Annotated in this window: 11 protein-coding genes and 2 pseudogenes; 6 read left to right on the top strand and 7 right to left on the bottom strand. The window is 56.6% G+C overall.

Features of this window, described 5'->3' with window-relative positions:
* The first annotated feature begins 43 nt into the window (after positions 1–43).
* A complete protein-coding gene (locus tag CSE6_RS22080) occupies positions 44–661 on the top strand; it encodes a flavin reductase family protein (RefSeq protein WP_034380996.1) in 618 nt (205 codons plus the stop codon).
* A gap of 546 nt (positions 662–1207) precedes the next feature.
* On the opposite strand, the gene CSE6_RS22075 is transcribed toward CSE6_RS22080, so the two are convergent.
* Entirely contained in the window at positions 1208–1882 is a 675-nt protein-coding gene (locus CSE6_RS22075; RefSeq protein ID WP_034380990.1) for a phosphoribosyltransferase, read from the bottom strand.
* A gap of 719 nt (positions 1883–2601) precedes the next feature.
* Here CSE6_RS22075 and CSE6_RS22070 point away from each other — a divergent pair.
* Both CSE6_RS22070 and CSE6_RS22065 read left to right on the top strand, forming a co-directional pair.
* A complete protein-coding gene (locus CSE6_RS22070) occupies positions 2602–3645 on the top strand; it encodes a fimbrial protein (RefSeq protein ID WP_083994790.1) in 1044 nt (347 codons plus the stop codon).
* A 212-nt stretch (positions 3646–3857) separates the two neighbouring features.
* Positions 3858–4340, top strand: coding sequence for a hypothetical protein (locus CSE6_RS22065; protein ID WP_152668622.1), 483 nt, complete (start codon positions 3858–3860; stop codon positions 4338–4340).
* On the opposite strand, the gene CSE6_RS22060 is transcribed toward CSE6_RS22065, so the two are convergent.
* The 3 genes from CSE6_RS22060 to CSE6_RS22050 all read right to left on the bottom strand — a co-directional run bounded on the left by CSE6_RS22060 (position 4335) and on the right by CSE6_RS22050 (position 8542).
* Positions 4335–7022, bottom strand: coding sequence for a fimbria/pilus outer membrane usher protein (locus CSE6_RS22060; protein WP_238585772.1), 2688 nt, complete (start codon positions 7020–7022; stop codon positions 4335–4337). The two genes, CSE6_RS22065 and CSE6_RS22060, sit on opposite strands and share 6 nt — an antisense overlap.
* Positions 7023–7158: 136 nt before the next feature.
* The gene (locus tag CSE6_RS22055) at positions 7159–7908 is read right to left on the bottom strand and encodes a molecular chaperone (protein WP_059441497.1); all 750 of its coding nucleotides are present in this window, start codon (positions 7906–7908) and stop codon (positions 7159–7161) included.
* Positions 7909–7972: 64 nt separating this feature from the next.
* Positions 7973–8542 carry a fimbrial protein gene (locus CSE6_RS22050; protein WP_238585771.1) on the bottom strand — a complete coding sequence of 190 codons (570 nt, stop codon included), beginning with the start codon at positions 8540–8542 and terminating at the stop codon, positions 7973–7975.
* A 432-nt stretch (positions 8543–8974) separates the two neighbouring features.
* On the opposite strand from CSE6_RS22050, the gene CSE6_RS22045 reads away from it, so the two are divergent.
* On the top strand, positions 8975–9622 hold the full coding sequence (locus tag CSE6_RS22045) for a response regulator transcription factor (protein ID WP_034380975.1): 648 nt from the start codon (positions 8975–8977) through the stop codon (positions 9620–9622).
* Positions 9623–9724: 102 nt separating this feature from the next.
* Here the strand turns inward: CSE6_RS22045 and CSE6_RS22040 are convergent, their stop codons facing one another.
* From CSE6_RS22040 to CSE6_RS26560, 3 genes and pseudogenes are all read right to left on the bottom strand, one after another.
* Entirely contained in the window at positions 9725–10462 is a 738-nt protein-coding gene (locus CSE6_RS22040; protein ID WP_238585770.1) for a sensor histidine kinase, read from the bottom strand.
* 185 nt (positions 10463–10647) lie between these two features.
* Positions 10648–11319, bottom strand: coding sequence for a response regulator transcription factor (locus tag CSE6_RS22035; protein WP_034381054.1), 672 nt, complete (start codon positions 11317–11319; stop codon positions 10648–10650).
* Positions 11320–12251: 932 nt separating this feature from the next.
* Positions 12252–12365, bottom strand: a pseudogene (locus tag CSE6_RS26560) (transcriptional regulator); the annotation flags it as partial.
* Between CSE6_RS26560 and CSE6_RS22025 the strand changes: the two are divergent.
* Together CSE6_RS22025 and CSE6_RS22020 are read left to right on the top strand one after the other, a co-directional pair.
* Positions 12363–12650, top strand: a pseudogene (locus CSE6_RS22025) (LLM class flavin-dependent oxidoreductase); the annotation flags it as partial. The pseudogenes CSE6_RS26560 and CSE6_RS22025 sit on opposite strands and share 3 nt — an antisense overlap.
* 42 nt (positions 12651–12692) lie before the next feature.
* A complete protein-coding gene (locus tag CSE6_RS22020) occupies positions 12693–13169 on the top strand; it encodes a GNAT family N-acetyltransferase (protein ID WP_238585769.1) in 477 nt (158 codons plus the stop codon).
* Positions 13170–13424 lie beyond the last annotated feature (255 nt).

Below are 13424 nucleotides of genomic sequence, written 5' to 3'. Positions count from 1 at the left end.
AGTTGAGCACTTCCCGACAGGGCAGACGCTAGAACCACCAGCGATGAAAACTGACTCGCATACCTATGAGCCCCGCAAAGGGCATGGACTGCCGCATGATCCCTTCAACGCCATCGTCGGCCCGCGGCCGATCGGATGGATTTCGAGCAGGAGCGCGAGCGGACAGGTCAATCTGGCACCCTACAGCTTCTTTAACGCCTTCAACTACGTCCCTCCCATCATCGGCTTCTCCAGCATCGGCTGGAAAGACACGGTGCGCAACATCCAGGAGACTGGCGAGTTCGCGTGGAATCTGGCCACGCGTGAGCTAGCCGATGCCATGAACCAGACCTGTGCCGCTGTCCCTGCGGAGGTGGATGAGTTCGAGCTGGCAGGGCTAGAAGCCGTGGATTCGGAGTTGATACGGGTGCCCAGAGTCGCACAGAGCCCGGTGACCTTCGAATGCCGATTGACCGACATCCACCAGTTGCGTACCGCCAGCCATGAGTCGATTCCGTCTTGGCTCGTGCTTGGAGAGGTGGTAAAGGTCTACATCGATCATCGGCTGCTCAAGGACGGTGTGTTCGACACGGCCAATGCCGGGGTGATTCTCCGCGCGGGAGGCCCAGCAGACTATTTCTCGATTGGCGATGAGCAGAAGTTCCGCATGTATCGTCCCTAGTAGCAGATGGCATGAGCCTGCCCTTGCAAGCTCAGGTTGAGCCCAATATCGGTTGCCTGGGTGTCTGCAATGTGGCCGACACCGTGAGTTCAGGACTTCGCTACGACCGGCAACAACCGCTGCACATCAGACATTGCCGTGGAAGCTCGAACGAGAGCAACGGGTCGAGACAAGCCTGTCAGGGCAAGCAGAAGCCGTCCTTCGGTTGGGTAAGCGGCGAATCACGCAAACGCATGACCGATCCTGAGGGCGAAGCGGCCCTTCGAGGCAGACGGCGTTCAACGGCTTGTGTTGGTGATTGCTGTCACTCAGGCGCAGGGCCGTGGATGGCTCAGATCAGCTTGAAGCAGTCAACTGAGGGAGTGCCTTCAAGAACAGCTTCTGGCCGGGAATGCTAGCTCGCCCCAACGCCATATTGCAGGCTTTGAGGGCGGCAGGTCTCCGTCTGCTCAGAGATCTCGCGTGCATCGTCGACCTTGATGTTCAGGCACCTCGGTGTCGACTCCGGCTTGGAGTGGCCGGGCAGCAGCTGCACAGCGCGCTCGGCTATTGCGCAGCGTCACGCAATTCCCTGCGCCAGGCCTTGCTGAGCAAGGTCTTTACCTCCTCATCCGTGGTCTGAGCGAAATCGCGGTACCACTGGCCCACGGAAAAGAAGGGCGCTGGAGTGAGCAGGCATATCAGCTGATCGACCAGAGGGCGCAGCATCGCCAGCGTCTCCACAGGTGCGACCGGTACGGCGACTGCGATGTGTGCTGGCGACTGCAAGCGTACCGCAGCAATTGCCGCACGCATGGTGGCACCGGTCGCCAGTCCGTCATCGACCAGTATCACCCGTTGCCCAGTCACGGCTGGCGCGGGACGTTTGCCCCGGTAGGCCAGGTCACGGCGCCGCAGCTCCAGAACTTCTTGTTGCGCGACTGCGTCGATGGCCGCTGGGGAGATGTACAGGCCACGGATGAGATCATCGTTCAACACCCGCACGCCGCCGCTGGCAATGGCGCCCATCGCCATCTCCTTATGGCCGGGCGTGCCTAGTTTGCGCACCAGCATCAAATCCAGCCGCAGGGCCAGTGCGCTGGCAACCTCATAGGCGACCGGCACGCCGCCCCGTGGCAAGGCCAGCACGAGCACATCGGCTTGCTCGCGCCACGCCGCCAATGCCGCGGCCAGGGCCCGGCCAGCATCTGCCCGGTCACGAAACGAAGTATCCGGTCTCATGTCTTCGGCTCCTCAGCACCCACAGCTTTACTATGCGCCTGATTTGCGTGCCTCGGGCGGCTGCTTCAGGCAATCCCCGCCTATGAGCAACTTCATCAAGCCGCGACTGCATAGCCGAGACATCGGGACGTAGCGGTGCAGCTTGCGCGACTAGCCTTGTTGGAAACGTTTGGGTCGAGTGAGCAGTTCTGCAATTGGAGCTGCTTGCACAACCCTTGATACATCGTTGCTTCGTCTTGTCGTACTTCTCTGCGCAGCCTGCGGCTTCGCGCCCTGTCTCAACGGCAAACCGTCCGTTTGCCGGGTCGTGGTAGCCGCTTTGAAGTGGCTGGCCCAAGCCCGGCAGGATTTGCACATTGCACCCACTGAAGCTCGCAATTCAGGTCTCATCGCCAGGCCCAGATCAGGAGCAGGGCGGTGGCATTGCATGCAAACAGATGCCGAGTAAAGCGAAGCCGAATATCAAGGCATTCGAATTTTTGCGAGTCTTTGTCTGATAGCTAAGCAAAATGAGTTGTGAATGATCTCGAAGAATGAGCTTTCTTCAAAAATAGATCAATCAATTGAAGAGAGATGTATTTATTCGTCAAATACAAAACCGAGTGGAGGATTGCAAAAAACAGTGAGAGCCGAAACCCACCGGTGTTTTGAGAATTTTCCTAAACCTGAATGCCACCGAGCCAGATATCATTTAATGTCCAAAAAATATTGGATGAATAATGGCGAAATCTCTCAAATCTCTATTTCGATCAAAGGGTTCTCCGAAAAATCTTTCGCGGATATTTTTTCTGTTGTTCTCCACTCTGCTGTCGACTGCTGCAAGGGCTGATTTTTGCTACGTTCGTATTGACGACAGTGAGACGATCGCAGATTCGCTGCATTGGGAATTTCCTTCTTTTAAAGTTGCGGATTTTGATCCCAATGTTCCTTTGGGTACGGTGCTATATAGCTCCAACTCAAAAGCCAATGGAGAAGGAGGGAGGGCGATATGCCCTTTCGATATTGGTGTTGTTGTCTATGCTGTTCCGTTTAATCTCGGTATGGGTGGATGGAATACGTACAAGACTCCAATCGAGGGCATTGGAATACGAGTCAAAGGCGGCATTAACCAGCAGCAGTGGTGGCCGCAACAGAAAGACTTTGGAACTACAACTTGGCTTAACATGGCTGCGGCCGACAATTTCACCGTTGAACTTGTGAAAATAGGCAAGATTACTGCTGGCGGACACATATCTGGAGCCATCGGTGAAACCACGTTTGTCAAGTACGGTTATGTCGCTCGACGAATATATCTTCAGGGGGATGGCATTGAGGTCCGGCCAAGAGTGCCATCTTGCGCACTGCAAACAAAAACTGTCAGTGTTGAACTGGAGGGCGATATTAGTGAGCTGACCGACAAGAGCGCAGGGCCAACCAAGGATTTCAACCTGAGGCTGCAGTGCTCGGGCGGAGATGACCGCACAACGACAAGAATGTTCATTGTTTTGTCGGATCCCATGAACCCCTCTAACCGTTCGAGCACACTTTCTCTCTCCAGCGATTCCGAGGCAAAGAATGTCGGGATAGAAATCCTGCGAGAAAATGGCGAGCTTGTCCGCTACGGCCCCGAATCCGGAGGGGTAAACCAATGGATGGTCGGCGAGTTTGGTAATGTGCCCGTGGACATCAAGTTGAGGGCGCGCTACGTCGGAACGTCGATGAGTCTCAAGCCTACCGTCGGCACTGCAAATGCCTATGCCACGTTTACCATCAGCTATAAATAAGATCGTTATCAGAAAAGTGCCCGCCCTCCGTGATGGAGGCCGGGCACTTTTTTATATCTGGAGTGCATCAGCTTGAGCCGCTACAGCCTGGTGTGCCTGGTGTGCCCGGTGTGCCTGGTGCGCTTGGTGTGAGCAGCAGCATGCCCTGGGGAGTTCGATGGCCATCGATCCAGGACCGTCGGGATAGGGCACTTTCTTGAGGTGTTTCGGTCTTGCTCTTCAAGGCTCTGGATATTGCACATCGCTGGAGCGCGATCCAGAGCACGAACCAGATCAAGCCTGCAGGCTTTGGAAAGCTGCGCATCCGCTTTGAAAGGCGCCTGGATATTCACAAAGCCTTGCTTGAGGCCGGTGGCTGCTGCAATCTGCTGCGCACGCCCGGCAGCAGGTGGTCTAGAAGCGCGCCGCTCTTGGGTCGTTCTCAGGTCGTTCTCAGGTCGTTCTCAGGTCGTTCTCAGGTCGTTCTTGGGCCGCTTTCATGGCGCGAAGTTGTTCGAGCGATGCAGAGCGGCCGATTCGATCCATTCCGTTTGCCGCATATCGTTTGCCTGCATAGGGAGCTCGCCGACGAAGATGGCGCTCTGACTGTTGCCAGCTTCGGGCGCCTGCGCGTGCAGTGCCCATCACTCTATCTGGCTATCTGGCCGGGGACTCAAAAAAGGGCGGGAGTCGCTTCCCGCCCTGTTGGCTTATGAGGCGTCTGAGGCATCTGCCTTGGGACGCCGCAGATCGCTCGCAGCAATGGAGCCAGGGTCCTTTCGCTCGGGAGAGGGCGGGATGGGTGTTGTGCAGGTGAGCGTGTGGCGCTGATAATTTTCGCCCTCGACCTTTGGCGGCAGCGTATAGCTGACGCGGCATGTGGCCTCATCCCAGCGTATGTCGAGCATGCCTTGCTCGCGGTCTGCGGGCAGCAAGGTCAGGACGCGGCCGCGCGGGTCGGTGATTCCCAGCCTTGTGCCATCGAGTTCGTCGACAGTCGCTCCAAACGGCAGGGGCTTGCCGTCGGCCCCGCGCAAATCGAACTGCACGCGGCGCCCGCTCACTGCCGTGAACTTGGCCAGCCCGGCTGCGCCGCGTGTAGGTACCACCATCTGCGCGCCGTTGGTGATATCGACGTCCTTGGACAGTCCCTGTGTCCTGAGCGTCACCAGGTTGCCGCGAAAGGGCGTAGCACTGGGGATGATTGCATAGCCATTGCTGCCCGTCTCGACGCCGGAGAAGCTCGAGATTGCCACGCCAGGCACCGGCGGCTCGATCTTGGCGAGCATGAAGGTTTCACTCAATCCCTGCCCGAGGTTGACGCCGCCCGCGTGAGCCACGACGGACCCCGACGCCGAGAAATTGCTCGCACGGTATCGGTCCCCATGGGTGTAGCTGGCATTGAGGCGGCCAAACGAGGTCGCGGTGCCCACGCCGATCGAGGCGTCTCGCTGGCCATCCGCATCCTTGTTGCCGGCCACGGTGTAGCTGACATGCCTCTCGAGGGGAAGAGCGCCGGAGACGCCGGCCTGCGCACTTGTACCGGCACGTTGTCGACTCAGTGTGGAGAATGCGTGCGTGGAGTCTCCCGGGCCACCCAAGGGCATGCTGAGCGTGAGCATCAAGGTGTTGTCATGACGGGGCATGGGCCCGTTTGCCCAGGAGGAATGCAGGTTTCGTGATTGCGTATAGGAGATGTTGTAGTTCAGCTTGCCGATCGAGTTGCTGTACGCCAGTGACAGGCTGCGGGAAGAGCTTCCATTCCAGTTCTTGCCATAGGATCCATTCAGGTAGATATGGCCACGGCCGATAGGTTGAGAGAGGTAGCCGTCCAGACGCTGTCTGCTGGCACGCCCCAAGTTCAGATACGAGCCGGGTCGCGAGCCGGACTGTGTGCCGTTTCGCTCGATGTGATCGGAGAGCGTGCGAAATCCCTCGCGCAAGCCATGCTGCACATTGAAGGAGACATGGGATCCGGTCGCTTCGACAAATTTTGCATAGCGAAGGTTGAGACGATCTCCGCTTGTCGATGAGCCGCCGGCGTTGCTGCGCGAGTGGATGGCGTCCAGAGACACCGCGCCAATCGGCGTGTTCATGCCTGCACCCAGCGAGTAAGACAAATAGCCGGGCGAGGCCTGCAGGCCGGCCGCCAGGCTGGTGTTGGCCGTCAGGCCGTAGATCACCGATCCGCTGGCAAAACCGGGCCGCTCCTGCTGGCGACGATCCAGGCGCACCTGGCCGGCAGCAATGTCGTACTTGATCCGGCCCTCGCGGACCATCAGCGGAGGGCTTGCGAATGCCTGCCGAAATACACGCCGGACCCCGCTGGCTTCAATGACGGCGATTTCCAGGTCGCCGTTCGTGCCGGAAGGCTGCAAATCGGTGATTGCAAATGGCCCGGGAGAAACGGTAGTCGTATAGAGCAGATAGCCATTCTGGCGAACTTCCACGGTCGCATTGCTTTCCGCCGTCCCTCGGATCACGGGCGCGTAACCTCGCTCTTCGTCAGGTCGCATCGCCTCATCGGAGGCCAGTTGCATGCCGAGAAAGCGCACGTTGTCGAACAACGGCGAATAGGTGTATGTCTCTCCCACGACCATCTGGCTTTTGATGGTGTTGAAGCCGCGCTGCAGATAGGTGTTCTGGCTATTGAACTTCGACGGCCGACGGCTTCCCGAAGTGAAATACGAGTCGTTGCGCAAGCGCCATTCGCCCAGGTTGACACCTGAACGGATGCTGGCGCTGAGATCATTCTGAGAGCTGCTGTGTCGCAACTCGCTGCGGCGTGCATTGAGGCTGTAGTTGAGGAAGGCGACATCGGCACCTTGCTCCCACAGGGAGGGGTCGATATAGCCACGACGAAGCGAGGTCATGTAGATCTGCGGCACGCTCAGGTTCAGACGCAGGCTTGCCATATCGTATGCGGCGCTTGCGTCCGGTATGACTTCCGCCAGGCGCATGCAGGTGGCGCCTTGCTCCAAAGGGGTGGGGAGCTTGCTCAGATCAACCCCGCCTTGTTCCAGCATGGCCACGGTAATGCATGGCTCGATTTCGTCGCTTTTGGGGTTGCGGGAGAACTCGACATCCATGCGGCCGGCCAGCATCTGGTTGATGTAGATGTCGACGCGTTGGAAGCCCGGAGGAACGCCTGAGCCGGCCAGCAATGTCCGGATGTCGGTGGTGGAAGTCATTCCGTAGAGGAAGGCCGTGTTGTAGCTGACGACGAATGAGCCGTCCAGCGCTGCAACCTGTACCGGTTGAGGCTTCTTGAGGGACGCCGCAGCCCCGCCCTGTGCTGGGTGCAGTGTCACTTGTTCCGCCCATGCTCCTGTGCCAACGGCTTGAGAGGCACACAGCACGCCAGCCAGCCAGCGGTGAAGCAGGTGATGAGAGGACATGGATCAGAGAGCAAATTGGTGGGCTGCCTCCAAAAAAAGGCGCAAGGAATCCCTATCCGCTGATTTGCGGCGGAATTCTTGTTCGAGCCCGGGAATGAGGAAGACAGGGCGCAGAAGAGGGCGCGCCCCGCCGCGACTAGTCTGTTTTGACTGCTGCAGGAGACTCGGCGGAGTCACCAGAGAGTTGGACCTCATAGGCGTCAACGCCACCGAAGTCGTTGATGAGCTTGAAAGCGATCTTGGAGTTGCGCTCTAGATCGTCTGCCGAAAGCATGCGTGTCTCGCCAGGGGCGATCATTTCCGGCGTAGGCAGTTCCTTCCCGCCAGCGATGCCCAGATAGGCAAACGAGATGTGATACATGCTGGGATTGGTGATCTTGAGTGCCGGCCTGCCTGCGTCTTGGGCAACGCTCCAGCGCAAGGAACCCGGCGCATCGGCGACGACACCCACGATTGCGGTCGGGCGGAAAAATACCTTGATCCGTTGCCGAACCGCGATCTGAAGCTGGTTTTCTCCGCCGGTCGATTGGGGGATTTCCTGCACGTTCAGCCACATGGCCGACTCACGGTCGCGAGGAAGGCCGCTGTTGCCCGCATAGAGCACGCGCATGAGCTGCTGGCCAGGAGCAGCGACCTTGGCAAGAGGCGGCGTCACGGCAAATGGGAGATCGTCCGTGGCATTTGCCGTATTCGATTCCAGCCATGCCTGAACAAGCACTGGCGTGCCGCTATTGCGCACTGAGATAGAGGCTTCCTGCTTCTTCTCCTGCACAATGACGCGGGTGGCACTCAGAGAGATTGATGCCTGTGCGCAAGCTCCATACAGCATGGTTGCAGCGGCAAGGCCACAAGCCACGGTACGTTGAATTTGGGCGAAAGATGTCATTGCACTCCCTTTTTTCACCGCAGTGGGGTCAGTTCACTGACTCACCACTGCGGCTTATCGAGATTTACTCGTACTTCAGAACGTAGTTAACAGTCGCATTGGCCTGGCCGATAGTGACGTCGGCCAATGCCTTGCCGGCCGCGCGGGTGTAGTAGGCCTTCAGAGGCACGCGGAACTTGCCTTCCACTGCGGCGTTGGCAGCGATATCAGCGGAGCCGGATGTGAAGTCCACCACACTGCCGTCACGCGTCAGCATGATTTGCACGTTTTTGGCTCCGCCTTGCACTGCAATGCCCTTGCCCGAGGGTGCGGAAGGGATGAGCGTCATCGAAACCTTGGTACCGGTGGCGCATTGGATGTCCAGATCCAGGTCCTTTGCCTCGGCCGTCAGACCGTTACCAGTCGTCGTGGGCGACTCCTCGCTGCCCAGCGAGGCGGCGGGGACTTCATTCATGTCCACGGTCAGGGTCTTGCCGGCGATCGTGCCACTGGGGCTGCTCAGGACACATGTGTCTGCATTGATCGCGCCGGTGAACTTGATAAGGCCTTTGGCGCCTTCGGCCGGGGCAGCTTGAGCAATGCTCGCAGCACCGAGTGCAGACAGAACGGCCAAGCTCAGAACGAGTTTTTTCATAATTGACTCTGTGATTGAAGATTTAAAAAAGCGTTTCCGGGCGTTGGAGTGCGGGTGCGGAAACTCCTTCAAATCGCAATGCATTTGCATTGCGATTTGCTTGCGCGCCTTTTGTTTAGGTGCCAGGCAAGGATATGAAAATGAAGGGGCGGAAATTCTCAGAAAATTCTCAAAGTCGCCTTGTGCAAGCCTGGATTTCTGATTTTGAGAGAGGATGCCGGGCGCGATATATGTCAGAAGTTTGTCTGTCGCAGCCCACAGTCCGGCAGTTGTAGATTTTTAACTATTGTGTTTCGGGATTATCTTTTCTAATCGGTCTTGATTGACTTCAAGAGGCCGTGCAGCGCGCTCCTGAAAGTTAATAGCGTATTGAGAAAGATCTCGGTAGGCCGGGGTTTGTGCCGTCAAAATTGGGGTCGAATCGAGAAAAGCATGACGAAACTACGAATAGTCCTGGCAGATGATCACCCACTAGTGCTGATGGGGCTTGGCGACCTGCTCAAGCAAAACATACATCTCACGTTGACCGCCACTGCCAGTTCCTCGACGGAACTTGTGGCGGCGCTGACGAAGTCTCTTCCCGACATCGTCATCGTCGACTATCACATGCCTGATTCGCAGTACGGCGATGGCATCAAGTTCATCGGCTATCTGCTGCGCCAGTTCGAGGGCCTGAAGGTCATCGTGCTGACGATGCTGTCGAACCCGATGATCGTGAAGGCGCTCTACAAGGCCGGCGTCAAGGGCGTGGTCTTCAAGCAGGACGACCCCTCAGAGGTTTTCAAGGCCATACGCCTGGTGTCGCTGGGAAACATCTACACCCCGCCATCCTTTCTGGAGACGAATGTTTCGCTTCAGCATCAGATGCTGCAGGAGCGCTTCAAGTCATTGACTCCGCGCGAGTTCGAGGTCCTGCGCTACTACGTGCGGGGAGGCAGCCTTGCCGAGATTGCCGAGCGTCTTAACCGCAGCATCAAGACAGTCAGTTCGCAGAAGATGACCGCGATGCGCAAGCTTGAGGCGAAGTCCAATCAGGAGCTGATGGCATTCTGTCTGAATAGCGGCGTGTTCCATCAATGAGATGAGATCGCCTGCCGGGTGCCCCCAACCGGGCATGAGGTGGGCATGAGATCGACATGACGCGCGGTGTCCACAATAAGAACGCCGTGAGTTCAGGCTTCTCTAGCAAAGACTGGTCGGTTCAGACCGCCATCGCATCAATACCTGTGTGCCTCCGCCATGGCGGGGGTGGATGTGAAGGTCGCCACCAATGCTTCGCATGCGATGAAACATGTTGTTGACGCCGTGCCCGGACTTGCTGGGGTTGTCGAGCACGGCTTGAAGATCGAAGCCCTTGCCGTTGTCCTCAATGCTCAGATACCACTCCCAGCCGAAGCTTTGCAGGTCGCCCTGTTGATAGGGCTCCAGTGTCAGCCACATCTCGGTCGCATCGGCATGCTCGATGGCGTTGCTGAGACTGGCCTGAACGACGGCCAGGATTTCATGCGCAACGCGGTCTTTGGGAAGCGGCAGCGTGGTCTGCTGGCCGACCCCGAGCTCAGGGTCGGTCAACTGCCAGTGCAGTACAAGGCCTTTGCGTTGAAGCGCGGGCTCCAGCCGATAGCGCAATCGCGCCAGGCGCATGGCCAGATTGTCGGATTGGGCATCCATGGAGTCGACGATCAGGCGCAGGTCCAGCAGCGATTGCTCCAGTACTTTTCTGGCAGGACCATCTTCAACCGAGGGCTGTGAGTTCATCAGGCTCAAGGCTTCTACCAACTGGCTGCCCAAAGTGTCATGCAGGTCTGAGGCGATGCGCTTGCGCTCTTCCTGGACTTCCTTGGAGGGCTGGGAGCTGGAGCGCAGTCTGGCCTTGAGGCCACGATAGATTCCAGGAATGTAGCGAAGCGAGATAAGCAATCCGCTCAAGGCTACCAAGATACTGAAGACAAAAAACCAATTCTGATCTCGCAGTGGCGTGAGAAAGCACCAGCTGAGTATGGTAATGGTCTGAAGGAAAATGGTTGTTGCCTTCCAGCCAAGATTTCTCAGCGACTCCATACGCTTGCCACCTCTGGCCTTGAATAAAGAAAATGCCTTCAAATTTATATCAACCCACGCAAAGAGGCGGCTTTTACAGCATGGGCTCTTGTCTTGGCCTGCAGCTTTCGGTACATGTTCTTGACATGCGTGGATACTGTCATTGTGCTTATCTTGAGCTGCGTGGATATTTCAGGAGAGCTGTAACCGCAGGCAATGAGCTTCAGTATTTCTATTTCTCGCTCAGAAAGTTTCTCTTCTTTGGTGAGGTTTGACGCCGGAACGACATAAGTTTGTGATCTGCTAACCAGCGACAGAATTTTCTTGGCAAGAGACGGAGTAATGGATGCGCCACCATTGGCAACTTGCAATACTGCCTGTGCGTAGTCGCCAAACCAGGAGTTTTTCAGCAAATAGCCTACAGCACCTTTCTCAAAAGCCTGAAAGACCTTTTCATCTCTTTCAGTTACTGAAACGATAATGCTTTGCACATGTGGGTGTGTGCCTTGGACAAGTTCAAGAAGATCCAGACCTTCGCCGTCGCCCAGGTTGAGATCTATCATCAGAACGTCGAAGTCGTGCTGTTGAATGCTCTTGCGTGCCTCACGCAAGCTGCAGGCATGACCAACCAGCAGGGTTCTTGAGTCTCCCATCAGATCCTGGGCAATCACTCTGCGGATATGGCTGTCGTCGTCTACCAGGAAGACGCGAACGGGCTGCTCTCGCTGGCCCACCATGTGCCCAGGCCACATCGAGTGGCTAAGCGATGGAGGCGGGTCATTGTGATTGCTAAACAAGGGCGGGCAAGACGAAGTCTGGACGGCTGACATAGATGGCTCCCGATGAAAAAACCAGGGGGCTTGAATACTTTAAGAAATTAATTAGTGCTCATTGGGAAATCCATAGAAAATGTCAAATAATGTCAAATTTTACTGAACTTACAAAATGAATCCTTGGAATTGGGTAGATGCTTGTGTTGTGTTTAATGAGTTAATCTATAGATATAATTAATTTAACTAACTATATTTATTTAATTTTTCAATTCATATAAAACTGAAATAATTCGTCGTTGAATTTGTGCTATCTGAGTTCTGTTTTTGGTTATTGATAGCGTATTTAAATAAGCCATTTTTCTATTTTTAGTAGATGTTTTTTAGAAATTCAGTTGATTATTTTTTTGGCTATTGAAATCATTCAGATGATTTTCTATACACCTCATTTATTATTGCTCGATTGAAATTAAAGATTGAAGGATATTTTCAGATATTTAATTTCTGAAAAATCTGGTTCTAAACGAGGTGGACGATATTCAAGGCTTGAAGGTGGCTGTTTCGGGTCATTGCCGTCGCATGCCGTGGCATGCCGGGACTATTGATGAAATACCTTCAGTAGCTTGGAAACTGCGATTCAGAAATGGCATGAATAATCGCTGATTGTCCTGGCGGTTATTGCGTCGTCCCGTATTGCCTTTGATGCGCTGAGACACATGCGGCATGGCTGTCGCAAGCACGATGTCGGGTGCTGCATCTGCCTCGCTTGAGGGTAGAAGGCTTGGGCAAAACGAGTGCGCTGAGCAGGGACCAGAGGCTTCGCGCTAGCCGGGAATGCCGGTTGATTCGTTTCGAGCATTTCGCAGGCCAGCAGGGCGGCAGGGCATCTGCTTGCGGCCTTACTGGGCCGCCTCTGCGCGAATCCAGTCCAGGAAGGCGCGCACTTCGGAGCGGTCAGCCGCTCCAGGCCGGGTCACGGCGTAGTAGGCAAATCTTGCAGGCCAGGGTTTGTCCCCGGAGGGGCGTTCAGGTCGCACATGACGAACGAGTGGATCGATCTGGTAGATGATCCTGGCTATCCTCGGACCCCCTTGCACGGTGGCTATGTTCTGCGCACCGGGCGAAGAGGGCTGATGGCCTTGCTTGAAGAGTGGCAGGCGGCAGGGGTGAACCATGCCGCGTTTGGCATTCAGTTTTCACAGCGCCCGCCAGCCGAGGTGCTGGAGGAGCTGGCCAGGGAGGTGCTGCCGCACTTTCCCTCGCACGAAGGACCGTCGGCGGCGTCCGCCGTCTGGTGAAAAACACAGAACCGGCTTGGGAATGACCAAGCCGGAGCAACCATGGACAAGAGAACCCCAATGCTGAGTGCAGTGACAATTCGCCCCCTGGAAATGAGTGATCGAACGCCATGGTGCGATCTTTACCGCCAGTACGCCCATTTCTACCAGTCGCCCATGACCGATGCGATCCTGGATCGAAGCTGGTCATGGCTGATGGACCCGCGCCACCCGATGGAAGGGCTGGTCGCAGAGTCGGAGGACCGCCAGTTGCTGGGACTGGCGCATTTTCGTGCATGTCCTGACCCGCTGATCGCGCAGGACGTCGGCTTTCTCGACGACCTGTTTGTGGCTCAAGACCAGCGAGGCTCAGGCATAGGCCGCAGCTTGATCATGGGCGTGACTGCCAAAGCCCAGGAACGCGGCTGGCCCGTGGTGCGGTGGATTACTGCCGGCAGCAATGCCCGGGCGCGCCAGCTCTACGACAAGCTTGCGTCGGCGACCGACTGGGTCACTTACGACCTCGATGTGCAGCGATAGCGGGCATATTCGGCGGCCCGAGCCTGCATCTGAGCGACTGCAAGGTGGTCATTGAAATGCCGGGCTGTAGCAGGGCTGTGGGGGTGAACCCGTGTCAGCGCTCTTGTGAGGCAGCGATCGCCTTGAGGAACGTCGAGGCCTCTGAAGGCTCGGAAAATTCAATCCATTGCAGATGCGCAAACTCGCCATGCTCGCGCAGAGCGGCGAACTTCGACTGGTTTTTTGCATAGGTGGATAGCGACCAGAGCAGGACTG

It is taken from the genome of Comamonas sp. E6 (assembly GCF_001010305.1).
Classification (GTDB): domain Bacteria; phylum Pseudomonadota; class Gammaproteobacteria; order Burkholderiales; family Burkholderiaceae_C; genus Comamonas; species Comamonas thiooxydans.
Note: the sequence above shows the minus strand (reverse complement) of the source record. Positions and strands in the feature narration are given on the sequence as shown.

Bases quoted from the DNA above. Each gene is read 5' to 3' on its own strand.
- CSE6_RS22080 (WP_034380996.1), top strand. From the start codon at position 44: ATGAAAACTGACTCGCATACCTATGAGCCCCGCAAAGGGCATGGACTG.
- CSE6_RS22075 (WP_034380990.1), bottom strand. From the start codon at position 1,882: ATGAGACCGGATACTTCGTTTCGTGACCGGGCAGATGCTGGCCGGGCC.
- CSE6_RS22070 (WP_083994790.1), top strand. From the start codon at position 2,602: ATGGCGAAATCTCTCAAATCTCTATTTCGATCAAAGGGTTCTCCGAAA.
- CSE6_RS22060 (WP_238585772.1), bottom strand. From the start codon at position 7,022: ATGTCCTCTCATCACCTGCTTCACCGCTGGCTGGCTGGCGTGCTGTGT.
- CSE6_RS22055 (WP_059441497.1), bottom strand. From the start codon at position 7,908: ATGACATCTTTCGCCCAAATTCAACGTACCGTGGCTTGTGGCCTTGCC.
- CSE6_RS22050 (WP_238585771.1), bottom strand. From the start codon at position 8,542: ATGAAAAAACTCGTTCTGAGCTTGGCCGTTCTGTCTGCACTCGGTGCT.
- CSE6_RS22045 (WP_034380975.1), top strand. From the start codon at position 8,975: ATGACGAAACTACGAATAGTCCTGGCAGATGATCACCCACTAGTGCTG.
- CSE6_RS22035 (WP_034381054.1), bottom strand. From the start codon at position 11,319: ATGGTGGGCCAGCGAGAGCAGCCCGTTCGCGTCTTCCTGGTAGACGAC.
- CSE6_RS22020 (WP_238585769.1), top strand. From the start codon at position 12,693: ATGGACAAGAGAACCCCAATGCTGAGTGCAGTGACAATTCGCCCCCTG.